At 57.7% G+C, this 22,750-nt stretch carries 23 protein-coding genes and 1 other RNA gene; 21 read left to right on the forward strand and 3 right to left on the reverse strand.

Annotation, left to right across the window (positions count from 1 at the left end; genetic code table 11):
- Positions 1-119 precede the first annotated feature (119 nt).
- The 12 genes from A8B84_RS20615 to A8B84_RS20670 all read left to right on the forward strand — a co-directional run bounded on the left by A8B84_RS20615 (position 120) and on the right by A8B84_RS20670 (position 10,546).
- Positions 120-1,670, forward strand: a complete 1,551-nt coding sequence (locus A8B84_RS20615) for a 2-isopropylmalate synthase (protein ID WP_064226987.1) — start codon at positions 120-122, stop codon at positions 1,668-1,670.
- Between the two features lie 36 nt (positions 1,671-1,706).
- Entirely contained in the window at positions 1,707-2,519 is an 813-nt protein-coding gene (locus A8B84_RS20620) for a hypothetical protein (RefSeq protein WP_064226988.1), read from the forward strand.
- On the forward strand, positions 2,519-3,004 hold the full coding sequence (gene rimI / locus A8B84_RS20625) for a ribosomal protein S18-alanine N-acetyltransferase (RefSeq protein ID WP_064226989.1): 486 nt from the start codon (positions 2,519-2,521) through the stop codon (positions 3,002-3,004). Before A8B84_RS20620 ends, rimI begins: the two co-directional genes overlap by 1 nt.
- Positions 3,005-3,092: 88 nt before the next feature.
- Positions 3,093-4,673, forward strand: coding sequence for a peptide chain release factor 3 (prfC, locus tag A8B84_RS20630; protein WP_064226990.1), 1,581 nt, complete (start codon positions 3,093-3,095; stop codon positions 4,671-4,673).
- Between the two features lie 21 nt (positions 4,674-4,694).
- A complete protein-coding gene (locus tag A8B84_RS20635; protein ID WP_064226991.1) occupies positions 4,695-5,480 on the forward strand; it encodes a TatD family hydrolase in 786 nt (261 codons plus the stop codon).
- A gap of 193 nt (positions 5,481-5,673) precedes the next feature.
- Positions 5,674-6,102, forward strand: coding sequence for a 50S ribosomal protein L13 (gene rplM, locus A8B84_RS20640; RefSeq protein WP_008176556.1), 429 nt, complete (start codon positions 5,674-5,676; stop codon positions 6,100-6,102).
- A gap of 12 nt (positions 6,103-6,114) precedes the next feature.
- Positions 6,115-6,507 carry a 30S ribosomal protein S9 gene (gene rpsI / locus A8B84_RS20645; RefSeq protein ID WP_064226992.1) on the forward strand — a complete coding sequence of 131 codons (393 nt, stop codon included), beginning with the start codon at positions 6,115-6,117 and terminating at the stop codon, positions 6,505-6,507.
- A 244-nt stretch (positions 6,508-6,751) separates the two neighbouring features.
- A complete protein-coding gene (gene petA / locus A8B84_RS20650; RefSeq protein ID WP_064226993.1) occupies positions 6,752-7,345 on the forward strand; it encodes a ubiquinol-cytochrome c reductase iron-sulfur subunit in 594 nt (197 codons plus the stop codon).
- A complete protein-coding gene (locus tag A8B84_RS20655) occupies positions 7,345-8,577 on the forward strand; it encodes a cytochrome b (protein WP_064226994.1) in 1,233 nt (410 codons plus the stop codon). Before petA ends, A8B84_RS20655 begins: the two co-directional genes overlap by 1 nt.
- The gene (locus tag A8B84_RS20660) at positions 8,577-9,332 is read left to right on the forward strand and encodes a cytochrome c1 (RefSeq protein WP_064226995.1); all 756 of its coding nucleotides are present in this window, start codon (positions 8,577-8,579) and stop codon (positions 9,330-9,332) included. The genes A8B84_RS20655 and A8B84_RS20660 overlap by 1 nt, the downstream gene beginning before the upstream one ends.
- A gap of 108 nt (positions 9,333-9,440) precedes the next feature.
- Positions 9,441-10,070, forward strand: a complete 630-nt coding sequence (locus A8B84_RS20665; protein ID WP_008176545.1) for a glutathione S-transferase N-terminal domain-containing protein — start codon at positions 9,441-9,443, stop codon at positions 10,068-10,070.
- Between the two features lie 59 nt (positions 10,071-10,129).
- Positions 10,130-10,546, forward strand: coding sequence for a ClpXP protease specificity-enhancing factor (locus tag A8B84_RS20670; protein WP_227512626.1), 417 nt, complete (start codon positions 10,130-10,132; stop codon positions 10,544-10,546).
- 44 nt (positions 10,547-10,590) lie between these two features.
- Here A8B84_RS20670 and A8B84_RS20675 read toward each other — a convergent pair whose 3' ends face one another.
- Genes A8B84_RS20675 through A8B84_RS20685 form a run of 3 tightly spaced genes read right to left on the reverse strand, consistent with a single transcriptional unit; the run spans position 10,591 to position 13,511 of the window.
- Positions 10,591-11,181: an SIS domain-containing protein gene (locus tag A8B84_RS20675; protein WP_064226997.1), complete on the reverse strand. Its 591-nt coding sequence runs from the start codon at positions 11,179-11,181 to the stop codon at positions 10,591-10,593.
- 11 nt (positions 11,182-11,192) lie between these two features.
- On the reverse strand, positions 11,193-11,558 hold the full coding sequence (locus A8B84_RS20680) for a YraN family protein (RefSeq protein ID WP_064226998.1): 366 nt from the start codon (positions 11,556-11,558) through the stop codon (positions 11,193-11,195).
- A gap of 24 nt (positions 11,559-11,582) precedes the next feature.
- A complete protein-coding gene (locus tag A8B84_RS20685) occupies positions 11,583-13,511 on the reverse strand; it encodes a penicillin-binding protein activator (RefSeq protein WP_227512621.1) in 1,929 nt (642 codons plus the stop codon).
- A 75-nt stretch (positions 13,512-13,586) separates the two neighbouring features.
- Here A8B84_RS20685 and rsmI point away from each other — a divergent pair, with 75 nt between their 5' ends.
- From rsmI to mraY, 9 genes are all read left to right on the forward strand, one after another.
- Positions 13,587-14,483, forward strand: coding sequence for a 16S rRNA (cytidine(1402)-2'-O)-methyltransferase (gene rsmI, locus A8B84_RS20690; protein WP_064227000.1), 897 nt, complete (start codon positions 13,587-13,589; stop codon positions 14,481-14,483).
- A 53-nt stretch (positions 14,484-14,536) separates the two neighbouring features.
- Positions 14,537-14,886, forward strand: an RNA gene (rnpB, locus tag A8B84_RS20695) — RNase P RNA component class A.
- Between the two features lie 304 nt (positions 14,887-15,190).
- Entirely contained in the window at positions 15,191-15,643 is a 453-nt protein-coding gene (mraZ, locus tag A8B84_RS20700; RefSeq protein ID WP_064227001.1) for a division/cell wall cluster transcriptional repressor MraZ, read from the forward strand.
- Entirely contained in the window at positions 15,640-16,623 is a 984-nt protein-coding gene (gene rsmH, locus A8B84_RS20705) for a 16S rRNA (cytosine(1402)-N(4))-methyltransferase RsmH (RefSeq protein WP_064227002.1), read from the forward strand. The genes mraZ and rsmH overlap by 4 nt, the downstream gene beginning before the upstream one ends.
- 2 nt (positions 16,624-16,625) lie before the next feature.
- Entirely contained in the window at positions 16,626-17,030 is a 405-nt protein-coding gene (ftsL, locus tag A8B84_RS20710; RefSeq protein ID WP_064227003.1) for a cell division protein FtsL, read from the forward strand.
- Between the two features lie 34 nt (positions 17,031-17,064).
- The gene (locus A8B84_RS20715; RefSeq protein WP_064227004.1) at positions 17,065-18,804 is read left to right on the forward strand and encodes a peptidoglycan D,D-transpeptidase FtsI family protein; all 1,740 of its coding nucleotides are present in this window, start codon (positions 17,065-17,067) and stop codon (positions 18,802-18,804) included.
- Between the two features lie 4 nt (positions 18,805-18,808).
- The gene (locus A8B84_RS20720; protein ID WP_064227005.1) at positions 18,809-20,293 is read left to right on the forward strand and encodes a UDP-N-acetylmuramoyl-L-alanyl-D-glutamate--2,6-diaminopimelate ligase; all 1,485 of its coding nucleotides are present in this window, start codon (positions 18,809-18,811) and stop codon (positions 20,291-20,293) included.
- Entirely contained in the window at positions 20,290-21,678 is a 1,389-nt protein-coding gene (locus A8B84_RS20725) for a UDP-N-acetylmuramoyl-tripeptide--D-alanyl-D-alanine ligase (protein ID WP_064227006.1), read from the forward strand. Before A8B84_RS20720 ends, A8B84_RS20725 begins: the two co-directional genes overlap by 4 nt.
- On the forward strand, positions 21,663-22,748 hold the full coding sequence (gene mraY, locus A8B84_RS20730) for a phospho-N-acetylmuramoyl-pentapeptide-transferase (protein ID WP_064227007.1): 1,086 nt from the start codon (positions 21,663-21,665) through the stop codon (positions 22,746-22,748). Before A8B84_RS20725 ends, mraY begins: the two co-directional genes overlap by 16 nt.
- The last annotated feature ends 2 nt before the right edge of the window (positions 22,749-22,750 follow it).

A 22,750-nucleotide genomic window follows, 5' to 3' on the forward strand; every position in this document is an offset into this window, starting at 1 on the left:
GAAACCCCAGCATCCTCGATGCTGGGGTTTTTTATTGCCTGAAACTCAGACCCTCACTCACCTCAACCCGGTGATATACTCTCTCCATAACGAACCAAATCTCTGAATGGAGCCTGCCAATGCCTGCCACTGATCACCTGGTCATCTTCGATACAACCCTCCGTGATGGTGAGCAAAGCCCCGGTGCCACCATGAACAAGGCGGAGAAGCTCCGCATTGCGAAAGCGCTGGAAAAGCTCCGTGTCGACGTTATTGAGGCAGGGTTCGCGATTGCCAGCCAGGGTGATTTCGAGGCGGTCAAAGCGATCGCGGAGTCCATCAAGGATTCGACAATCTGCAGTCTCGCCCGGGCGCTCGACAAGGATATCGACCGCGCAGCAGAGGCGATTCGACCAGCGCAGCGCGGCCGCATTCACACGTTTATTGCCACGTCGCCCATTCACATGAAGCACAAGCTGCAGATGCAGCCTGATGAAGTGGTAGAGCAGGCGGTTCGCTCGGTCAAACGCGCTCGGAGTCATGTCGACGATGTTGAGTTTTCATGCGAGGACGCCGGACGCTCGGAACTGGACTTTCTGTGCCGGATTATCGAAGCGGCAATTGATGCCGGCGCCAGCACAATCAACATTCCGGATACGGTGGGCTACGCGATTCCCGAGCAGTTCGGTGAAACCATCCGTCAGCTTATGAACCGGATTCCAAACGCCGACAAGGCCATTTTTTCGGTGCATTGCCACAACGATCTCGGCCTGGCAGTTTCCAACTCTCTGGCAGCTGTCTCCCAGGGGGCCCGTCAGGTGGAGTGCACCATCAATGGGTTGGGTGAGCGTGCTGGTAACGCAGCGCTTGAAGAAATTGTCATGGCGGTTCGTACTCGTCAGGATCTGTTCCATATCGATACCCGCATTGATGCCGAGCACATCGTGCCTGCGTCGCGCCTGGTGTCGACGATCACCGGTTTTCCTGTACAGCCCAACAAGGCCATCGTTGGCGCCAATGCCTTTGCCCATGAATCCGGCATTCATCAGGATGGGGTTCTGAAGCACCGGGAAACCTACGAGATCATGCGGGCACAGGATGTGGGTTGGCACACCAACAGCCTGGTGCTGGGTAAGCATTCCGGCCGTAACGCGTTCCGCACCCGTTTGCTGGAACTCGGGATTCAGTTTGAGACGGAAACCGAGTTGAACGAAGCGTTTACGAGGTTCAAAGCACTCGCAGATCTGAAGCATGAAATTTTCGACGAAGATCTGCAGGCGATCGCCAGCGATACCCGCCAGAAAGAGGAAGATGGCCGGTATGGTCTGGTCTGCATGCAGGTATGCTCCGAGACCGGAGTTGTGCCCAAGGCCAATCTGACTCTGACGGTAGACGGCAAAGAACACAAGGTTGAGGCCGAAGGCAGCGGGCCGGTCGATGCCACGTTCAAGGCGATCGAATCCCTGGTGGATTCCGGCTGCAACCTTCAGCTGTACTCCGTGAATAACATCACCAGCGGCACTGACGCCCAGGGTGAGGTGACTGTGCGCCTGGAACGCGGCGGCCGGATCGTTAACGGCGTGGGTGCTGATACTGATATCATCATCGCCTCTGCCAAGGCCTATATAGAGGCCCTGAACCTGATCAGTAAGGGCGGAATTCGACAGCATCCCCAGGTTGCGGATGTGTGAGAATGTGAATTCGGTGAATCCGGACAGGCGAAGTTAATGATTGGATCGGAAGCAGAGCGTCAGTTTTACCTGGGAGCCGCAGGAATACGGATGTGGTATGCCCGGCAACCGCTGCCGGGTGCGGCGCCAAGTCCTGAGTTTGAATTTCCCGAGGCAACTGAGGTTCCACAAACTATCCCGGTCGTTTCCGAGCCTGTCTCTCGCCCGGTAAGCAATGCAGCTCGCCCGGCTCCGGGTAAACCGGCAGCGCCAAATCGAACCGAGGGCGTTGCCCGAATCGCGGATCTGCAGGCGTTAATGGAAGCTGATGCTGGCGTTCCGGGAAAAACCTCCCGACAGCCCCCCGAATCGCCTTCCTTGCCGGAGGCCATTACGCACTCCCCGGAACCAGAGCCGCCAGAGGAGACGACAGCGCGATCGTCTGTGATCCCCGCAGAGCGCGTCAATCTCATGGTCTGGGCAGGGAGTGGTGCTGCGCTGATCGGAGGCATGTCCGCGGATGCCAGCAGTCGGCTCCAGGAAACCCTCGCGTTGAATATCCTCAAGAGCCTGGGCGAAGGCCACCCCCGGGTGCTTGGGCATGTGACCTGGCCCATCTTCAACAATCTGTTGGTGCCCGGGAACTCCGGCCATGACTTTGTCGAGGTAATGCGCAGTGTTCTGTCGGGTCTGGAGCATCAGCAGGTTGTGGTCCTGCAGGGCGCCGGAGACTCAGATCACAGCTGGCTGTTGGAAGCGCTTGGTCGTGACGCCGCGGTTCGGTTTCCGCACACCCTCGCGGAGATTGCCGGTGACCCGACCCTGAAACGGTCGCTTTGGCAGCAAGTACGGCCTCTGGTCGCCCGTTAATGGCCTATCCGGAAACCTACCAGAAAGTCCTCAAAGCCGATCTGCTGGTTCGGCCTCTGGCGCCTGACGATGTTCCGGCTGTGCTTGATATCGAGCGCCAGGGTTATTCCCATCCCTGGAGTGAATCGGTGTTTCTTGATTGTTTCAAGGACAACTACCGGCTCTGGGGTGCCTGTCATGGCGATATGCTGATGGCCTACGCTGTCGTGGCCTATATGGTTGATGAAGCCCATTTGCTGAATATCTGCGTCCACCCGAGCGCTCGTGGTGAGGGTGTCGGACGCTATCTCCTGAGGCACGTGCTGGCAACCGCAGCCCACGAGGGCATGTCCCAGGTGTTGCTCGAAGTCAGGGTCAGCAATGATGCCGCCATCGCTTTGTACCAGAATGAGGGCTTCCACGAGATCGGCCAGCGACCCGGGTATTATCCGGCTGCCAATGGCCGGGAGGATGCCCGCGTCCTGATGCGTGCTCTCGGCCAGTGACCGCTTCAGTACGAGTTAGCGTCACAGCGGCATAGGGCCTATAATGGCCGCCTTTTCCAGAACATCAGATTCAGGTTGCTTTTCGATTATGTCTAACCTTTCCCAGGAAGTGGCCAAGCGCCGCACCTTTGCCATTATTTCGCACCCGGATGCCGGTAAAACCACCATTACCGAGAAGGTGCTGTTGTTCGGGCAGGCGATCCAGAAAGCCGGTACCGTCAAGGGAAAGAAATCCGGCCAGCACGCCAAGTCTGACTGGATGGAAATGGAGAAAGAGCGGGGCATCTCGGTAACCACGTCCGTTATGCAGTTTCCCTATGGCGGAAAGCTGGTGAACCTTCTGGATACGCCGGGCCACGAGGATTTCTCCGAGGATACCTACCGGACCCTGACTGCGGTGGACTCCTGCCTGATGGTGATTGACAGCGCCAAGGGTGTCGAGGAGCGTACCATCAAGCTGATGGAAGTTACCCGTCTGAGGGATACTCCCATTCTCACGTTCATGAACAAGCTGGACCGGGATACCCGGGATCCGGTGGAACTGATGGATGAAGTTGAGGAGGTCCTGAAGATCGCCTGTGCTCCGATCACCTGGCCAATCGGCATGGGTAAGAGCTTCAAGGGTGTGTATCACCTGCTTCGGGATGAGGTCATCCTCTATCAGTCCGGTCAGGGCCACATGATTCAGGATAAGCGGATTATCTCGGGGCTGGACAACCCGGAACTGGACCAGGCCATCGGCGCGTATGCCGGCGATCTGCGTGATGAAATTGAATTGGTCAAAGGCGCGTCCCACGAGTTCGATCAGGAAGCCTTTCTTGCTGGCGAGTTGACGCCGGTATTCTTTGGTACCGCCCTGGGTAACTTCGGTGTCGACCACATGCTGGATGGTCTGGTGGAATGGGCCCCGGCGCCACAGCCACGGGAAACCGACCAGAGACTGGTCCAGCCTGCAGAGGACGGCTTCTCGGGCTTCGTCTTCAAGATCCAGGCTAATATGGACCCGCAACACCGCGATCGCGTTGCGTTTCTCCGCATTGTCTCCGGCAGTTACAACCAGGGCATGAAAGCCCGTCATGTACGTATCGGCAAGGAAGTGCGCTTTTCCGACGCGCTGACCTTCATGGCCGGTGACCGTGAGCACGCCGAGCAGGCCTTTGCCGGCGATATCATCGGCCTGCACAATCATGGCACCATTCAGTTGGGCGATACCTTTACTGCCGGTGAAGACATGAAGTTCACCGGTATCCCGAACTTTGCCCCGGAACTGTTCCGTCGGATTCGCCTGAAGGATCCTCTCAAGGCCAAGCAGCTCCAGAAAGGGTTGATTCAGCTGTCGGAAGAGGGTGCCGTTCAGGTATTCAGGCCGCTGCGTAATAACGATCTGATCGTTGGCGCAGTGGGTGTTTTGCAGTTCGACGTGGTGGTCAGCCGCCTGAAAAGTGAGTACAAGGTCGAGGCGATCTATGAGCCGATTAACGTCGCCACGGCTCGGTGGGTGACCTGCAGTGATGACAGGAAGCTGGACGAGTTCCAGCGCAAGAACAACGACAACCTGGCCCTTGATGGCAGTGACCGGCTCGCCTATATCGCTCCGACCATGGTGAACCTGAATCTGGCCCAGGAGAGGTATCCGGACATCCAGTTCCACAAGACCCGGGAGCATTAACGGTTCCGGGCGGAGGTGACTGTGAAGCTGATCGACGCCCATTGCCATTTTGATTTTCCCCAGTTCGATGGCCGCCGCGATGCGGAACTTGAGCAGGGTCGCTCGCGCGGACTTCGTGGGCTGGTAATACCCGGTGTCAGGCGGCCGGATTGGGGCCGGGTTCGTGACACAGCGCTGGCGCACAAAGGCCTGTTTTACTGTCTTGGCATACATCCCTGGTTCGTTGAAGAGCATTCGGAGGAGGATCTGACGGAGCTCCGCCGGCTGCTGGAGGCTCACCCCGAGCGCTGTGTGGCAATCGGTGAGTGCGGGCTCGACCGGCTTCGGGGACGTCTTGAACTGCAGTGGCCATGGTTTGAGGCGCAAGTGGAGCTGGCTCAAGAGCTAAACATGCCAGTGGTGATCCATTCCGTTAAGACCCATGACGAAGTACACAGTGTGCTTAATGGTCGGCAGTGGAGTGGCCGGGCCCTGCTTCACGGCTTCAGCGGAAGTTTTCAGCAGGCCCGCAAGCTGGTTGACCTGGGGTGCTTCATCGGAGTGGGTGGTGTGGTTACCCATCCCAGGGCCCGAAAGACCCGCGATGCAATCGCAAGGCTGCCCCTGGAAGCGCTGGTGCTCGAAACGGATGCGCCGGACATGGCTCCGGAGGGTGTGCAGCAGGGGCAGAATTCCCCACGGTACCTGTTGGATATTCTGGACGCGCTCGCGGAGATCCGTGGCTGGACGCCGGAGCAATTGGCGCCTGTACTTCTGGATAATGTTTACCGGTTATATGGTTGGTCCAGTGCCGGCATAGGGGAATAACGAAACGAATCGACACAGGGTTGGCTTTCCTGGGTGGTTCGAGTATACTTCGCGCCCTGGCTTTTCAAGGCGATGTCATTATCTCAGCCCCGAATGATGGCAGCGCAACACAGGTATGGAACCTCCTCCGGATGCCTTGCATTTACCGGTGGTGGTTTTTAACGTTTCTTATATAGCGTTCAAGGCGGAATCAATGAAGACTCTGAGTGCGAAACCAGAAACAGTAAAACGTGACTGGTACGTTGTAGACGCAGCCGGCAAGACGCTGGGTCGTCTGTCAACCGAAATCGCCCTACGTCTGCGGGGCAAGCATAAGCCTGAGTACACCCCTCACGTAGACACTGGCGATTACATTGTTGTGATCAACGCGAGCCAGGTGCGGGTTACCGGCAAGAAAGCATCTGACAAGATGTACTACAGTCATACCGGCTTTCCGGGTGGAATCAAATCCATCAACTTCGAGAAGCTGGTCGACAAGGCTCCCGAGCAAATCATTCAGAAGTCTGTCAAAGGCATGCTTCCGAAAGGCCCGCTCGGTCGCGCCATGTTCAAGAAGCTGAAAATCTATGCCGGCGCTGAGCATCCTCACGCAGCCCAGCAGCCCAAAGAACTCGACATTTAACGGAAGGCGGATATGTCTGTAGCACAAAATTACGGTACTGGTCGCCGCAAGACATCCACGGCTCGGGTTTTTATCAAGCCGGGAAGCGGTAACATCTCTATCAATGGTCGCTCAATCGAAGATTTCTTCGGTCGTGAGACTCTGCGCATGATCGTTCGTCAGCCGCTGGTTGTTGCCGAATCTACCGATCGCTTTGATATCAACATCACCGTCAAGGGTGGTGGTATCAGTGGCCAGGCTGGCGCGATTCGCCATGGTCTGACCCGCGCTCTGATGGATTACGACGAAACTCTGCGTCCGGCGCTGCGTAAGGCGGGTTACGTTACCCGTGACGCGCGTGAAGTCGAGCGTAAGAAAGTGGGTCTGCGCAAGGCGCGTAAGCGTCCTCAGTACTCCAAGCGTTAAATTCGCTGGAGCAGGATCCTGGAAAACCCGGCCCTTTTCGGTCGGGTTTTTTTATGTTCGGGCGATTTGTCAGCAAATTGATCTGGAACAGGGATGAGGCGCCAGCGGCGGCTTTCCGACTTGTAAGCCCCTGGTAATTTCATTACCATTTGGGCGCTTATATTTTTGGGTTGTGAAGTCCTTTTAGATGCACATTGCCGGCGGTTTTGCGGGCTGTGACATCGCCTGATGGGAGAAAACCATAATGAGTAATGGCGACGTGAGCCAAGGCCGGCGCCGGTTTCTGATCGGTGCTACGTCTGTGGTGGGTGGAGTCGGCGTCGTCGGTGCGGCCGTTCCTTTCGTGGCATCCTGGAATCCCAGTGCCAAAGCGGAAGCAGCGGGTGCACCGGTAACCGTCAATGTCAGCAAGATTGAACCGGGTCAGCAGATTACGGTCGAGTGGCGGGGTAAGCCGGTCTGGATCATCCGCCGTACCGAAGAGATGCAGGCGAATATCGAGAAGCTTAACGACCGGGTGAAAGACCCCCAGTCGGAAGCACCTCAGCAGCCACCGTATATTGATGGCATCCTGCGCTCCCTGAAGCCGGAATTTGCCGTGCTTGTAGGGCTGTGTACCCATCTTGGCTGTGTTCCGTCCTACCGACCGGAAGTTGCTCCGGCGGATCTCGGTGACGAGTGGCTGGGTGGCCTTTTCTGCCCGTGTCACGGTTCCCGATATGATATGGCCGGAAGGGTCTACGAGGCGCAGCCTGCTCCCCTGAACCTCGAGGTGCCGCCTTATCGTTTTGACGACGATGCGACCCTCACGATTGGTCTTGATCCGGAGGCAGCGTAATGCAAAAGCTGATTAACTGGGTAGACGAACGTCTGCCGATCGTAGATGCCTGGAACAAGCATCTGGGCAAGTATTACGCGCCGAAAAACTTCAACGTGTGGTACTTCTTTGGCTCCCTCGCCATGCTGGTTCTGGTAAACCAGCTGGTTACCGGGATCTGGCTGACCATGAGCTATAACCCCTCCGGTGAAGGTGCGTTTGCCTCTGTCGAGTACATCATGCGTGATGTCGAATGGGGTTGGTTGCTGCGTTACCTGCACTCTACCGGTGCTTCGGCATTCTTCGTCGTGGTGTATCTCCACATGTTCCGGGGGCTGATGTATGGCTCCTACCAGAAGCCGCGTGAATTGATCTGGATCTTCGGTATGTTGATCTACCTGATCCTGATGGCTGAGGCGTTCATGGGTTATCTGCTGCCCTGGGGCCAGATGTCCTACTGGGGTGCGCAGGTTATCGTTAACCTGTTCGGTGCTATTCCGGTCATTGGTGAAGATCTGTCACTGTGGATTCGTGGCGATTACCTGATTTCCGGCATTACCCTGAACCGCTTCTTCGCGTTGCATGTGGTGGCGCTGCCGATCGTTCTGCTTGGTCTGGTTGTGCTTCACATACTGGCGCTGCATGAAGTGGGCTCAAACAACCCTGACGGTATTGATATCAAGAAAAACAAGGACGAAAACGGCATTCCGAAAGACGGTATCCCGTTCCATCCTTACTACACTGTGCACGACCTGCTGGGCGTTGGTGTATTCTTCTTTATCTTCTTCATCGTCGTGTTCTTCTTCCCGGAAGGCGGTGGGCTGTTCATTGAGAAGCCGAATTTCGAGCCGGCAAACCCGCTGAAAACACCAAATCACATTGCTCCGGTCTGGTACTTCACACCTTTCTACGCAATGCTGCGTGCGGTAACCATTGACCTGTTCGGTCTGGATGCCAAGTTCTGGGGTGTTGTGGTGATGGGTGCGGCGATCGCCATTCTGTTCGTGCTGCCCTGGCTGGACAAGAGTCCGGTACGTTCAATGCGTTACAAGGGCTGGTTGAGTCGGATTGCCCTGGCCATCTTCGCAGTCAGCTTCGTGGTGCTTGGCTATCTCGGCCTGGTACCGGCGACTGAAGGCCGCACCATGGTTGCCCAAGTTCTGACGGTGCTCTACTTCCTCTACTTTATCCTCATGCCGTTCTATACGCGTATGGAGAAAACCAAGCCAGTTCCAGAGAGGGTGACAGGATAATGAGAAAGCTGATTTTTGGTCTTTTCATCGCGGTCCTGCCAGCTCTCGGGCTGGCAGCGGGTTCAACTGTGCCGCTTGACAGCTTTGAGTCAGATCACTCTGACAAAGCATCTTTGCAGCGCGGTGCAGCCCTGTTCACCAACTACTGCATGGGCTGTCACTCCATGGAATATGCCCGCTACAAGCGTGTGGCTGACGACCTGGAGATTCCCGACGAGCTGTATGAGGAGAATCTGATCTTCACCAGCGCCAAGATTGGCGAGCTGATGAAAAACTCCATGAACAAGGACATGGCGGCTGACTGGTTCGGTGCGCCGCCACCGGACCTTACGCTGGAAACCCGTTTGCGTGGCGAAGCGTGGGTGTATTCGTACCTGCGTGGTTTCTACAAAGACGAGTCCCGTCCGCTGGGCGTGAACAACGTGGTGTTCCCGGCTGTGGGCATGCCCCATGTCCTGGTTGGTATGCAGGGGCTGTGTGCCGTCGAGCCTAATATCGGTACCCCGGCCAGCGTTGAGCCTTTGAGTGGCAACATTAACAACGCGGACGTTTGCCCGGAGTACGCTATCGAAGGCAGCATGTCAGGAGCCGAGTTTGACCAGGCCATGTATGACCTGACCAATTTCATGTCTTACATGGGTGATCCGGTCAAGCTTGAGCGTGAGCGTCTGGGGATCTTTGTCCTGATCTTTGTGGCCATCTTCTTCGTGTTCGCCTACCTGCTCAATCGTGAGTACTGGAAGGACGTACACTGAGAAATAGGGTATAATCCCGTCCCCTGAGTTCCAGCGGGCATAACCGGCCCGCTGGATTTTTGCGTTTTTTCAGGATCATTTCGGTTTGTTTACTCGTGAGGTAGTTCTATGGGCGTTGTGACCAAGCGGTCATCAATGACGTTTTTCTCGGATCCGGCCAGCCATTACAGCCACAGAGTGCGCATTGTTCTGGCAGAGAAGGGTGTTACCGTCGATATCGTTGATGTGGATCCCGACAATCCGCCGGCTGAGCTAGCCGACCTGAACCCGTACAACGCCCTGCCGACACTGGTGGATCGTGATCTGGTGCTTTATGAGCCCAACATCATGATGGAGTACCTCGACGAGCGTTTCCCGCATCCCCCCTTGTTGCCGGTGTACCCGGTTGCCCGTGCCAACAGCCGTCTGATGATTCATCGGATTCAGAAAGACTGGTGTGGCCTGGTTGACCAGATCCTGGCGCAGCCGAACGCCAAGGCCTCTGAAACAGCGCGCAAAGAGCTGAAAGAGAGCCTGTTGGCAACGGCACCGCTGTTTGGAGAGATGCCGTTCTTCCTGTCTGAAGAGTTCACTATCGTGGACTGTTGTATTGCTCCGATCCTCTGGCGCCTTCCGTCGCTCGGTATCGAGCTGAACGAAAAGCAGGCCAAGCCACTGCAGAAGTACATGGAGAGCATCTTCAGCCGGGAAGGGTTCAAGGCAAGCCTGTCCGATCTGGAAGAAGACATTCGCAGCTGATTTGGTAACGTTCCGCTGGCCGGAGCAGGAGAGTGGCAGTGGCTGAGAGTAAAAACACCATGACGTCCAGCCGCCCGTACCTGGTACGAGCATTCAATGAGTGGATACTGGACAATGACTGTACCCCCTACATCGTGGTGGATGCAGGCATTCAGGGTGTGCAGGTGCCGACTGAGCATGTCGCGAATGGACAGATTGTTCTGAATATCAGTCCGGGAGCGGTGCGTGGCCTGGTGATCGGCAATGGCGCGCTGGAGTTCAGTGCCCGTTTTGGCGGCGTGCCCATGCAGGTGTTCATTCCGCTGCAGGCGGTTATGGCAATCTACGCCAAGGAAAACGGTGAGGGCATGGTGTTCGGTAGCGAGCCAGGCTCCCCGGATCCTGACGGCACTTCCCGTGAGCGTGAAGGCGAGCAGTCTTCATCCGGGCAGGAGGATCGCCCTTCGGGCAGGCCAACCCTCAAGGTCGTTAAATAAACCTCGCCCCACCGTCTTGAGAAAGCCAGCATTTGCTGGCTTTTTTATCCCCCGAAGATCTTCGCGTCGATCAGCCCACAAAGGGCGTTAATGATGAGCAGTAATAGTGGCGTTGCCTCGGTTGGGCTGAGATTGTTCAGTGCAATTTCGTGATCTTCCGGGTGTAATAGCGACGTTATATCCGATTTTTCCCGTGCACTGAGAACCACAACGCTCATTTCCCGGTCATGGGCGACCTGGATCGCCTGGATGAGGTTGGCCTTGTGCCCGTCATCAACAATGACGAAAAGCAGGTCTCCGGGTTTGCCAATTGCCCTGACCTGGCGGGAGAAGGTGTCGTTGAAACGGTTATCCCGGCAGATCGCCGAATAGGTCGTCGCATCGGCGCCAAGGTTGATGGCGGGTAGTGCGGGTCTGTCCTGGTCGAACCGGTTCAGAAGGGCGGTGCAGAAGTACTGTGCCAGAATGTTGGCATTGCCATTGGCGCAGGTGATGATTTTTCCGTCCTGGAGCAGAGTTCCCACGAAGGCATTGGCAACCTCCTCAATATCAGGGCCCACCGTGCTGGCGGCCTGGGCAGTATGCTCCATATGGCTTGCGAACCACTGATTGATCTGGTGTTCGGTGTCGGTCATTTTCGGTATCACTATCCTGCCAGAATTGCGTTCCTGATCCATTGTACCCGGTATTTTTTGACGGTACCCGGGCTGATGGCAACCACGTCTATTCGCGAGAGGTTGTTCCAGAGCCCATGTCTGTGCAAATAGAATGAAACTGCACGAATCAGGCGTTTCTGTTTGGGGTAATTGATTGAGCTTGCCGGGTCAACAAGGCTACCCGCGCCTCGATAGCGGACCTCAAAGAACACAAGGGTATCGCCATCCTGGCCCACGAGGTCGATTTCGCCGCCGCGATTGTAAATATTGCGTTCGATTATCCGCACGCCCCGACTTGCAAGGTATCGGGCTGCTACGCCTTCGAAGTGATTGCCCAGGGTTTTGGTGCCATCCATGGCAGCTGATTTGCTCCTGTGGTGTTATTCGCTGAGGGGCGCGGTTTCCTGTTCCGGGGTTGCTGCCTCGCTCTCTTCGGTCACGGGGTCAGGGATGAGCTCGGGAACCCCATTTCGGAACTGTGCCCACAGCTGTTCCCGATGAATGCTGCCCTGTGGTGTCATGGTCAGTACACCGGTCTGCCCTGATATCGAGGCGCTTTCGACCTGTTTCAGCAGTGGCAGGCGTTTACTCAGTTGCCACGCATCGGCGCCCATGGCGAACAGGCGACCGGGTTGGCCACGGGTGCCTGACAGGTTTTCCGTGGCCCGGGTGCGCAGTTCGTTGTCGTCGCCCAGAACCCACGGAATGTCAGTGAAAATAACCCCGTTCAGGTCTCGGTCCCGGGATGGTGCGGGTGTGCCCTCATAGATAATGGAAGGCGAGTAAACTGGCAGGTCACCCCCGAAATAAAACGCGAACAGGGGCTTGAACTGCCTTGCCACCGTGGGCTCTGCCACCATGACGATGGCGTCCGCGTCCTGCCGGCGCCTTGGCTCGAACTCGACGTCCATGCCGATAGTCCGTTCAACCTGAATGGCCCGGTCCCGGGAAACGGTGATGCCCAGCAGATCGGCCGTTACCGCCCGAAGGTTGTCCTCCCGGTAGAAGCGTTCAATATCCAGGGCAACGCCGTCATGGGAGGCCATGCGTTTCAGCAATGCCGCCTCGACGCGATCGCCCCATTCGCCGCCGGGGATAAGAACCAGAACCTGACGCAACTGTTCGGCGGCGAGCCGGTCGGCAATCTGCCGCGCCTCGTCTTCGGCGGAGAGCCCGAATTGATAAAGCCCGTCAGCAGGCTTGGTATCGGCGGGCAGGTAATTCAGCCCCAGCGCGGGCACCGGCAGTGTATTCATTGAGCCAAGGCCGGCAAGCGCTTCTTTTTCCAGGGGACCAACAATCAGGTCGATATCCTGCTCGGACAGCTGTTTGTAGAGATCGCTGAACGATGTTCCTGCGGTGTTGAAGATGCGAATGTCGGTTTCACCCCGGTCAGCAGAGTCGTCGAGGTAGTAGGCCGCCAGAAAGCCATCGCGAATCGCCTTGCCGGCGGTTGCCAGCGGCCCCTCGAGGGGCAGGACGAGGGCGATTTTTTCAGGGCGGCTTTCGGCCAGCGTGGCGATCAGTTGCAGCTCCGAGGGCAGTACCTGGGCGGCAGGATGACCGGGCCAGTTGTTCTGCCAGCCACGGATGATTCGCCCCTGTTCGTCAATGCCGGCGTCCGGTGTCCGGACGAGGCTGGCCAGTTCCAGCCATCCCTGGGCTTCGTAGCCGATGGCCTCGGCAGAGGCTGAGTTGAGCTCGCTGTCGGGAACCTCTTCCAGCAGAGACCAGACCCGGTTGTGAATCTGTTGTGCATCCGCGGTGTTGTCCGTCTGGGCCAGCAGGATCAGGGTCATGGCTGCAGGCATGGGCTCACCGGCCAGGGCGAAGGTGTCCGCCTGCAGGTTGGCTGCCCGGGCAATCAGGTCCGCCGGGTAGTCTATAAAGGTCGACGGTGTGAGTTCGCCGGCGATCTCTTTTGCCCAGGATTCATCTTCGAGGGCGGTGGCGCTTGCCATGGTCAGTAGCAGTTTCTGGTTGCCAAGCCCCGTAGCGGGTTGCGCCAGCTGCTGACTTTGAAGTAGCGTTCTGGCCGCCGCGTGATTGCCCTGGTCCTGGAACCTGCTGGCGATCCGGAGCAGGTAAGCCTGGGCGGTTTCGATGCTGTCTTCGTTGCTGGCCAGTTCCAGGGCCTGATCGGCGGTTTGTGCAACATGGGTTTCGAGGTTCACGGTGGCGCAACCAGCCGACAAAAGGGCGGCAGTAAATACGCTGGCCAGGGCTCGTTGATGAATGCGGATCTTTATCATGGCAGGCTCGACATACTCCGGATGATTGGGCTTGTAGCGCCAGACTAACGGTGGCAAGTTTAACAGCTCCGGGGTTAATTCACATGACGTAACTGTCACGGTCCCGGACTCCCCACAAGAGAGGCAGAAGCTTTGAAAAACGAGGTCAGCGATTTCCCGTCGTCAGATAGCCGCAAGGGTGAGTCGGGTGGCACGCTTTATGTCGTTGCCACGCCCATCGGCAATCTTGACGATCTGTCTCCACGGGCAACCCGGACGCTGGCCAGTGTGGATGTGGTGGCTGCCGAGGATACGCGGCACAGTGGTCGGCTGCTGAGTCATTTGGGTATACAGAAGCGAATGATCGCGCTCCATGATCACAACGAAAAGGATCGCGCTGCCGGTATTCTGGCTGAACTTCAGGCCGGACGTGATGTGGCTCTGATCTCCGATGCCGGTACGCCGCTGATTTCGGATCCCGGTTATGTTCTGGTGCGTGAGGCCAGGGCGGCCGGGCACAGAGTCAGCCCGATCCCGGGGCCCTGTGCCCTGGTGGCGGCATTGAGTGCTGCCGGCCTGCCGACGGACCGATTTCTTTACGTGGGGTTTCTGCCGGCGAAACGCTCTGGTCGCAAAGCCAGCCTGGACTTGCTGAGCAGTGAAGTAGCGACTCTGGTTTTTTACGAATCGCCTCATCGAATCCTGGAATCGGTGCGTGATATCGGTGAGGTGTTGGGATCCGATCGAGAGATTGTCCTTGGTCGCGAGATTACCAAGACCTTCGAAACCTTCTATTCCGGTTCAGTGGCAGAGGTTCTGGCAGAGTTGGAGCGAGACCCTCACGGAAGCCGCGGCGAGTTCGTGGTTATGGTTCGGGGTGCGATGGCCCAGCCGGGTAACAGTAAGGAAGCTACTATGGATGTGGACCGGGTGCTTCGTGTTTTGCTGGCTGAGCTGCCGGTCAAGAAGGTCGCCAAAATGGCTGCCGAGTTGACCGGGTTATCGAAAAATGAGCTTTACCAGCGGGCTCTGGAGCTGAAGGATGGCTGAACACCGTGGCAGTTTCCCTTGCAAGGCCATGGGCGCAGGAGTATTGTCTCGCCCGAGCTCGCCAGACAGTCGCCGCCGGTTTTCCGGGGGAGGAAAGTCCGGGCTCCATAGGGCAAGGTGCCAGGTAACGCCTGGGCGGCGCGAGCCGACGGAAAGTGCAACAGAAAGTATACCGCCTAAGCGCCTTCGGGCGCCGGTAAGGGTGAAACGGTGCGGTAAGAGCGCACCGCGTGGCTGGCAACAGTCCACGGCGATGGTAAACCCCACCTGGAGCAAGACCAAATAGGAATCCAATGGCGTGGCCCGCGCTGGATTCGGGTAGGTTGCTTGAGGTCTGTGGTGACGCAGACCCTAGATGAATGACTGTCCAAGACAGAACCCGGCTTATCGGCGAGCTCGCTTTTTTTTCCCTTCCTGAAATGTCTGTCATTCTCAACAGGCGTTCTTTATAGCCAAAAAATCTTAAACCTCACTTGCAGTCTTCAGAGTTTTTTGCAGGTATTTGATTTTACTTCTTTTCTTTTCCGTAATCTCACCATTTCATCGAATCTGGCTCTGTAACCTCTTGTCATAAAAGGAAGTTTTCCAAGTGTGGCGCTGTTTGCGGCGCTTGCATTGTGTATTGCGTGTTTCTATAGTGTGCAGAAGTGGGAAAAAGTGGATTCTAGTGGTTTTTTGTGGATATCAGGCACCCAGAGACAGCGTAAATGAGTAATTTTCTCGGCAGTCATGCCATCAATATGGATGCGAAGGGTCGCCTGGCGATCCCCGCCAAGGTGCGCGAAGAGCTCGCGCAGGCCTGTGGTGGGCGCATTGTATTGACTGCAAACGCTGACGAGGAGCGGTGCCTGCTGCTTTATCCCGAACCTGAATGGGAGGTTCTGCGGCCCAAAATCGAGGCGCTTCCGAACATGAACAAGGCGGCCCGGCGCCTGCAACGGCTGATTCTGGGTAATGCTGCACCCATGGAGCTGGACTCTGCCGGGCGCATCCTGATTCCTCCAACTCTGAGAAGTTATGCCCATCTGGAGAAAAAACTGATGCTGATCGGGCAGGGCAAGAAGCTTGAGCTCTGGAGCGAAGAGCGCTGGTTCGCCTGGCTGGATGAGTCCTCTGATGATGAAGAGATGCCGCCCGAGATGGAGGCGCTGTCCTTATGACCTCCGATCGCAGTCAGGAGGCCGGGGCGGCGTACTCGCATCGCTCGGTACTCCTGGATTCGGCGGTCGACTATCTGGTCAGCGACCCCGATGGCTATTACGTGGATGGCACCTTCGGACGGGGTGGCCACAGTCGCCTGATCCTGGGCCGTCTCGGAAAGTCGGGGCAGCTCCTTGGAATTGACAAGGATCCCGAAGCTATCCGCGAGGCAAGAGAGCTGGAAGCCCAGGATAGCCGCTTCCATTGCTTTCATGGCTCCTTTGCGGAGCTCGGCACCGCGTTAGTCGGTCAGGATTGGCAGACAGTTAACGGCGTTTTGCTGGATCTCGGCGTGTCATCGCCGCAGCTTGATGATGCCTCCCGTGGTTTCAGTTTCATGCGCGATGGGCCGCTGGACATGCGCATGAATACTGAGCAATCGCCCAGTGCGGCGGAGTGGCTCGCAACGGCGGAGGAGTCGGATATCGCGAATGTGATCTTCCGCTATGGCGAGGAGCGGTTCTCCCGGCGCATTGCCCGGCTCCTGGTCGAGCGTCGCCAGGAAGCGCCCGTCGAAACCACTCGCCAGTTGGCTGAGCTGGTCAGCGAGGCGGTGCCCAAGAAAGAAAAGCACAAGCATCCGGCCACCCGGACCTTTCAGGCAATCCGGATCTTTATCAACCGGGAGCTGGAGGATCTGGAAGTGGGTCTTCAGTCTGCTGTTGATCACCTTGCCCCGGGAGGGCGCCTGGTGGTCATCAGCTTCCATTCGCTGGAAGACCGGTTGGTCAAGCGGTTCATGAGGGATCTGGCCCGCGGGCCGCAGTTGCCTAAAGGTGTTCCGGTAACGGCAGAGCAGGAGGCCTCGGACTTCCGTCTGGTTGGTAAGGCCAGTAAGGCCGGAGCTGACGAAGTAAGTGACAACGTACGTGCCCGCAGCGCAGTCATGCGGGTGCTGGAACGCACAGATCTCAGGAAAAACTCGCAGGGGAGCGCGTAACCATGGGCGCGGTAGCTATTGAAGAGCCGGTAAAAACGGCGAAGCTCAACAAGCAGAAGGTCCGCGACGGCGTTGCAACCGCAGTCCGGATTTCCAGGCAGGTATTCGCCGCTACGAAGCAAGGCAAAGTGCTGGTCTCGCTCGGGCTGGTTGCCGTGTTGCTGGCTTCCTCCATCGGCGTGGTAGTGAGTGCCCACGAGAACCGGGAACTATTTAATACCCTTTCGCAGCTTCAGTCCGAGCGCGACCGCTATCAAAGTGAATGGAGTCAGCTGCTGCTTGAACAGAGTGCGCTTAGCGCCCACGGTCGAGTCGAAAAGCTGGCGGCTGAGCGTTTTAGCATGGTAGTGCCCGGGCGTCAGGATATCGTGCTGGTACCGCTGATGTCGCCGGTTGCAAACCGATAATAAACGAAAACAACAACGATTCAGGGTGATCGACGTGTCCGATCAGGGAAAGAAGACAACATGGGGGCAGCGTTTGGCGTCCGGGCTGGCAGCCTGGCGTTTTGGCTCCGTTGTGGGCGTCTTTCTCCTGGTCGTGGGTGTGCTTGGCTGGCGCCTGGTCGACCTCCACGTCGTGGATAACGATTTCCTGCGCAAGCAGGGTGATGTCCGGACCATCCGGGTTGAGAGTATTGATGCTCACCGTGGTGTTGTCACCGATCGTTATGACGAGCCGCTGGCCGTCAGCACGCCAGTACAGACCATCTGGGCCAATCCGTCAGAGGCTGACCCTTCCGAGGCACGTCTGACCAACCTCGCGCGTCTTCTGGACATCAACGAGGCCTCCCTCCGGCAGCGACTCAAAGAATACTCCGGTCGGGAGTTCATTTACCTGCGCCGCAAGATTCAGCCGGATCTGGCCAGAAAGGTTCTGGATCTGGAGATCGATGGGATATACACCCGTCAGGAATACCGTCGCTATTACCCCGCGGGCGAAGTGACCGCTCACGTTGTGGGTTTCACGGATATCGATGAGCGTGGCCAGGAAGGAATCGAACTGGCGTATAACCAGTGGCTGTCTGGTGAAACCGGCCGCAAGCGCGTTCTGAAAGATAATCGAGGTCGTATCATCAAGGATCTGACCCTGATTCGCGATGCCAGCCCTGGTCAAAATCTCGCGCTCAGCATTGATTTGCGCCTCCAGTACCTCGCCTACCGGGAACTCAAAGCTGTTGTGGCGGCTCATAATGCCAGAGGGGGCACACTGGTCATGCTCGACGTGGATACCGGTGAGGTTCTGGCAATGGTCAATCAGGGGTCCTACAACCCCAATGACCGCAGTCAGCTAGCCGCTGAGAATCTCCGGAACAAGGCCATTACCGATCTGTTCGAGCCCGGCTCAACCATGAAGCCGATCACCATGGCGGCTGCACTGGAGTCCGGCAGCTATTCGGTTAACAGCACTATCGATACCAGTCCCGGTTTTCGCCGTTTTGGCCGTTTTACCATCCGGGATCATCGCAACTATGGCGTGATGGATATGGCTGAGATCATCGTCAAGTCCAGCAACGTCGGAATCAGTCGAATTGCCACCGATCTCGGTGGCGATGTGATCCGCGATCTATACGCCCGTCTCGGGCTAGGGCAGCCAACCGGTATCGGCTTCCCGGGCGAAGCGGTGGGTGTGTTGCCCTCTCCACCCAAGTGGCGCCCCGTGGAAGAGGCAACGCTGTCTTACGGGTACGGTATGAGCGTGAACGCCCTGCAACTGGCTCAAGCCTATATGGTGATCGCCAACGGTGGTGTGCGCTATCCACTGAGTCTGGTCCGGCAGGATGAGAAGCCGGAGGGTCAGCGGGTGCTTTCGGAGCAGGTAACCCATCAGGTTCGCAATATGTTGCGCGAGGCGGTTTCGAGGGGGACTGGCAAACGTGCACAGCCGGGATTCTACTCGGCCGGCGGCAAAACCGGGACAGTTCATCTTGTTGGTGCCCAGGGTTACGAAGACAGCCAGTACAAGGCGATTTTTGCCGGTATGGCGCCTATTGATAATCCCAGACTGGTTACGGTTGTGGCCGTTGATGCGCCGCAGTCCGGAGAATATTACGGTGGCGAGGTTGCTGCGCCGGTATTCTCACGGGTGATGAGTGACGCACTGCGACTGTTGAATGTGAAGCCTGAACTGGAAGTAGGCGAGGCCGAAATGGCTTCGTCTGCATCCGGAGAGCGAGGGTAGGCCTATGTGCATCACATCTCTCAGCACGTTATTGCAAGGCATTGTAGCGGTTCCGTCGGTGTTCGATGTGACCATTCACGGTCTGAAAACCGACAGTCGCGAGGTCGCCTCCGGCGATGCGTTTATAGCCCTGTCGGGTGCCCGAACGCCTGCCGATTTTTATGTCGATAAGGCCATTGAGGCTGGCGCGACGGTTATTCTCCTCGAAGCCGAACAGGCCGGCGAGTGCACTGAACACCATGGCGCCCTGATTGTGCCCGTTGCCGGCCTGCGAAGCCTGGTGGGCCGAATTGCGGACCGGTTCTTTGAGCATCCTTCGCAACGGCTCCGCCTGATTGGTGTGACCGGGACCAATGGCAAGACGTCGGTCTGCCAGTATGTGGCGCAGCTGCTTAAAGAAACGGGGACCCCCTGCGGCATCCTGGGCACTTTGGGGTATGGCATGCCCGGTGCCCTTCAACCAGCAACTCACACCACGCCGGATGCGGTTCAGGTTAACCGGGTCCTGTCCCGGATCGTGAAGCAGGAAGGTCGCGCTGCTGTGATGGAAGTGTCCTCCCACGCACTGGATCAGGGCCGGGTGGACAACATCTCCATGACCGGGGCCGTGTTTACCAATCTGACCCGGGACCATCTCGACTACCACGGCTCCATGGACGCATACGGCGCAGCCAAGGCCCGGTTGTTCGAGCGAGAGGAGCTGCACTTTTCAGTGATCAATTTTGACGATCCTTTCGGCCGGCAACTCTTCGAACAGCTGGACGGCAAATGTGATCGCGTGCGGTACAGCCTTCACGAGGCACAGACTGAACTCTGGTTGCGTGAGTTCCGGCCAACCGACGAGGGCTTTGAAGCTGACGTGGATGGCGAGTGGGGCAGGTTTGCTATCGCCGTTCCCCTGATGGGCAGCTTCAACGCGAGCAATGTTTTGGCGGCGATGGCGACAGTACTCACACTCGGTGTTCCGGTAGAGCGTGTTCAGCAGGCCACCGGCCGACTCACACCGCCCCCTGGCAGACTCGAAAGATTCGGTGGCGCCAATGGTGTCAGAGTGGTGGTCGATTACGCCCATACCCCGGATGCCCTGGCGAATGCCCTGGCAGCTCTGCGACCGCATGTGACTGGTGAGCTGATTTGTGTATTTGGCTGCGGCGGTGACCGCGATTCCGGCAAGCGTCCGGACATGGCTCGGGAAGCCGAGAAGCTTGCGGATCGCGTAGTGGTGACGGACGACAATCCCCGAAGTGAAGATCCCAAAGTAATTGCGCAGGATATTCTTGCCGGATTCTCGGATTCAGCAAAGGTGACGGTCATTCATGACCGGGCCGAGGCCATCCTGTCGACGATCCGTTCGGCCACTCCGAACGACCTCGTTCTGATTGCAGGGAAAGGGCACGAGGCTTACCAGGAAATCGCCGGCCAGAGATACCCGTTCAGCGATGCCGAGCAGGTTCGCCACGTCTTGAAACTCAATGGGGGTGTGGCATGATGCGCGCCTTTTCGCTGGCAGAAGCCAGGAGCTGGCTGGGTGCCGAGTGCACTTCGGGCAATCCTGCGTCAGTGAGCTTCAACGGGGTTTCCACCGATACCCGTACTCTGGAGCAAGGGCAGCTGTTCGTGGCCCTGCGAGGCGAAAATTTTGATGGCCACCGGTTCCTGCAACAGGCGCAGGACAAGGGCGCAGTTGGCCTGGTGGTTGACACGCCTGACAGCAGAATTGATCTGCCCCAGCTGGTGGTAGGCGACACGCTGGAGGCCCTGGCCCGGCTCGCGGCGGGCAACCGTGAAGAAAGCAAAGCCGGCATTCTTGCGATCACCGGTAGCAGTGGCAAGACCACGGTCAAGGAGATGTGCGCCGCCATTCTCTCGCAGATGGGCAAGACGCTTTCGACAAAAGGCAACCTGAACAATCACATCGGTGTGCCGCTTACGCTGTTCGGCCTCTCTCCGGAACACCAGTATGGCGTGATTGAACTGGGTGCCAGCGGGCTGGGTGAAATTGCCCATACCGTTTCCCTGGCGAAGCCCCGCGTAGCCATTCTCACGAATGCTGGCGAAGCCCATCTGGAAGGGTTTGGCAGTTACGAGAATATTGTTCTGGCCAAGGGCGAAATCATTGATGGCGTCGCGGCAGATGGGCTGATGGTGCTCAACCGCGACGACCCGGCTTTTGAGCAGTGGCGAACCCGTGCCGGCGCCCGCCGTGTCGCCGGAGTCAGCCGTCTTGGTGCCGAAGCGGATTATCACGCGGTCATCGAAAACCAGGACGCCGGAACCAGAACCATTCAGGTGAGCGGGCCGGATGGCTGGCAGTGCCGGGTGACACTGGGACTGGAAGGCGATCACAACATCACCAACATGCTGCTGGCCATTGCTGCCACCCGCGAGCTGGGTGCCAGTGATCAGGCGATTGCTGTCGGGTTGGCCAGTGTTGCGCCGGTGAAAGGGCGGCTTCAGGTTCTGAAGCTGTCGCCGGAACTGACGTTGATTGACGACAGTTACAACGCCAACCCGTCGTCCATGAAAGCCGCACTTGGAGTTCTGGCCCGGCGCGAGGGGCAGAAGATTGCGGTACTTGGCGCCATGGCAGAGCTTGGCGCTGAGGCAGGGGCATTGCATCGGGAGGTCGGAGAGTGCGCGAGGGAGCGCGGTATTGACCGACTGATCACTGTGGGCCCGGGTTGTGAAGGTTATGCCGACGGGTTTGGAGAGTCCACGGAGCTTGGGCTGAGCCATGAGCAGGCCGTTGAATCGGCTGTTGGAGATAAAAACACACCGTTGACAGTGTTGGTCAAGGGTTCTCGCAGTTCCGCCATGGAGCGTGTGGTGGAGGGAATTAAAGAAAAGGTGAATAACTCATGCTGCTCTGGCTGACAGAGGTCCTATCACAGTATTTCTCGGCACTGACGGTGTTTCAGTACCTGACCCTGCGTGGAATCCTGGGCACACTCACCGCGTTGCTGATTTCGCTGATCATTGGCCCGGTGATGATCCGCAAGCTGAGCCAGTACCAGATTGGCCAGGCGGTAAGGGATGACGGTCCCCAGACCCATCTCAGCAAAGCCGGCACGCCGACCATGGGTGGCGCGCTGATCCTGGTGGCCATCGGTATCAGTACGCTGCTCTGGGCCGACCTTGGTAACCGCTATGTCTGGGTTACCCTCCTGGTGACGCTTCTGTTCGGTGCGATCGGCTGGGTCGACGACTATCGGAAGGTGGTGGAGCGCAACCCGAGAGGTCTGCCGGGCCGCTGGAAATACTTCTGGCAGTCCGTCATTGGCGCCACGGCGGCGGTGGTGCTGTTCTTCAGCTCGGCGTTGCCGCAGGAGACCTCTCTGTACGTGCCGTTTGTAAAGCAGGTGTCCCTCACCCTTGGCCCGGTATTGTTCATCCTGCTCAGCTACTTCGTCATTGTTGGTAGCAGCAACGCGGTCAACCTTACTGACGGTCTGGATGGGCTCGCCATCATGCCCACGGTCATGGTGGCCGGCGCACTCGGCATCTTCGCGTACCTGTCCGGGCACGCCCAGTTCGCCAACTACCTGCTGATCCCGCATCTTCCGGGCACCGGTGAGCTTATCGTTTTCTGCGGTGCCCTCGTCGGAGCCGGACTTGGTTTTCTCTGGTTCAACACCTACCCGGCCCAGGTATTCATGGGGGATGTGGGCGCTCTGGCCCTTGGCGCAGCCCTGGGTGTGGTCGCGGTTATTGTTCGCCAGGAAATTGTCCTGTTCATCATGGGCGGGGTGTTCGTGATGGAGACCATATCGGTGATCCTGCAGGTTGCGTCGTTCCGCCTGACCGGCCGGCGGATCTTCCGCATGGCGCCGCTGCACCACCACTTTGAATTGAAAGGCTGGCCGGAGCCGAGAGTGATTGTCCGGTTCTGGGTTATCACCGTCGTTCTGGTCCTGATTGGCATCGCCAGTCTGAAACTGAGATAGGA

The sequence above is a fragment of the Marinobacter sp. EhC06 genome (assembly GCF_001650915.1).
GTDB lineage: Bacteria > Pseudomonadota > Gammaproteobacteria > Pseudomonadales > Oleiphilaceae > Marinobacter.

Coding starts and splice junctions, on each gene's coding strand:
- mraY (WP_064227007.1), top strand. CDS start 21,663: ATGCTGCTCTGGCTGACAGAGGTCCTATCACAGTATTTCTCGGCACTG.
- A8B84_RS20620 (WP_064226988.1), top strand. CDS start 1,707: ATGATTGGATCGGAAGCAGAGCGTCAGTTTTACCTGGGAGCCGCAGGA.
- ftsL (WP_064227003.1), top strand. CDS start 16,626: ATGGGCGCGGTAGCTATTGAAGAGCCGGTAAAAACGGCGAAGCTCAAC.
- rpsI (WP_064226992.1), top strand. CDS start 6,115: ATGTCTGTAGCACAAAATTACGGTACTGGTCGCCGCAAGACATCCACG.
- mraZ (WP_064227001.1), top strand. CDS start 15,191: ATGAGTAATTTTCTCGGCAGTCATGCCATCAATATGGATGCGAAGGGT.
- A8B84_RS20660 (WP_064226995.1), top strand. CDS start 8,577: ATGAGAAAGCTGATTTTTGGTCTTTTCATCGCGGTCCTGCCAGCTCTC.
- prfC (WP_064226990.1), top strand. CDS start 3,093: ATGTCTAACCTTTCCCAGGAAGTGGCCAAGCGCCGCACCTTTGCCATT.
- rplM (WP_008176556.1), top strand. CDS start 5,674: ATGAAGACTCTGAGTGCGAAACCAGAAACAGTAAAACGTGACTGGTAC.
- A8B84_RS20680 (WP_064226998.1), bottom strand. CDS start 11,558: ATGGATGGCACCAAAACCCTGGGCAATCACTTCGAAGGCGTAGCAGCC.
- A8B84_RS20675 (WP_064226997.1), bottom strand. CDS start 11,181: ATGACCGACACCGAACACCAGATCAATCAGTGGTTCGCAAGCCATATG.
- A8B84_RS20655 (WP_064226994.1), top strand. CDS start 7,345: ATGCAAAAGCTGATTAACTGGGTAGACGAACGTCTGCCGATCGTAGAT.
- A8B84_RS20615 (WP_064226987.1), top strand. CDS start 120: ATGCCTGCCACTGATCACCTGGTCATCTTCGATACAACCCTCCGTGAT.
- A8B84_RS20665 (WP_008176545.1), top strand. CDS start 9,441: ATGGGCGTTGTGACCAAGCGGTCATCAATGACGTTTTTCTCGGATCCG.
- rsmH (WP_064227002.1), top strand. CDS start 15,640: ATGACCTCCGATCGCAGTCAGGAGGCCGGGGCGGCGTACTCGCATCGC.
- petA (WP_064226993.1), top strand. CDS start 6,752: ATGAGTAATGGCGACGTGAGCCAAGGCCGGCGCCGGTTTCTGATCGGT.
- A8B84_RS20720 (WP_064227005.1), top strand. CDS start 18,809: ATGTGCATCACATCTCTCAGCACGTTATTGCAAGGCATTGTAGCGGTT.
- A8B84_RS20725 (WP_064227006.1), top strand. CDS start 20,290: ATGATGCGCGCCTTTTCGCTGGCAGAAGCCAGGAGCTGGCTGGGTGCC.
- A8B84_RS20670 (WP_227512626.1), top strand. CDS start 10,130: ATGACGTCCAGCCGCCCGTACCTGGTACGAGCATTCAATGAGTGGATA.
- rimI (WP_064226989.1), top strand. CDS start 2,519: ATGGCCTATCCGGAAACCTACCAGAAAGTCCTCAAAGCCGATCTGCTG.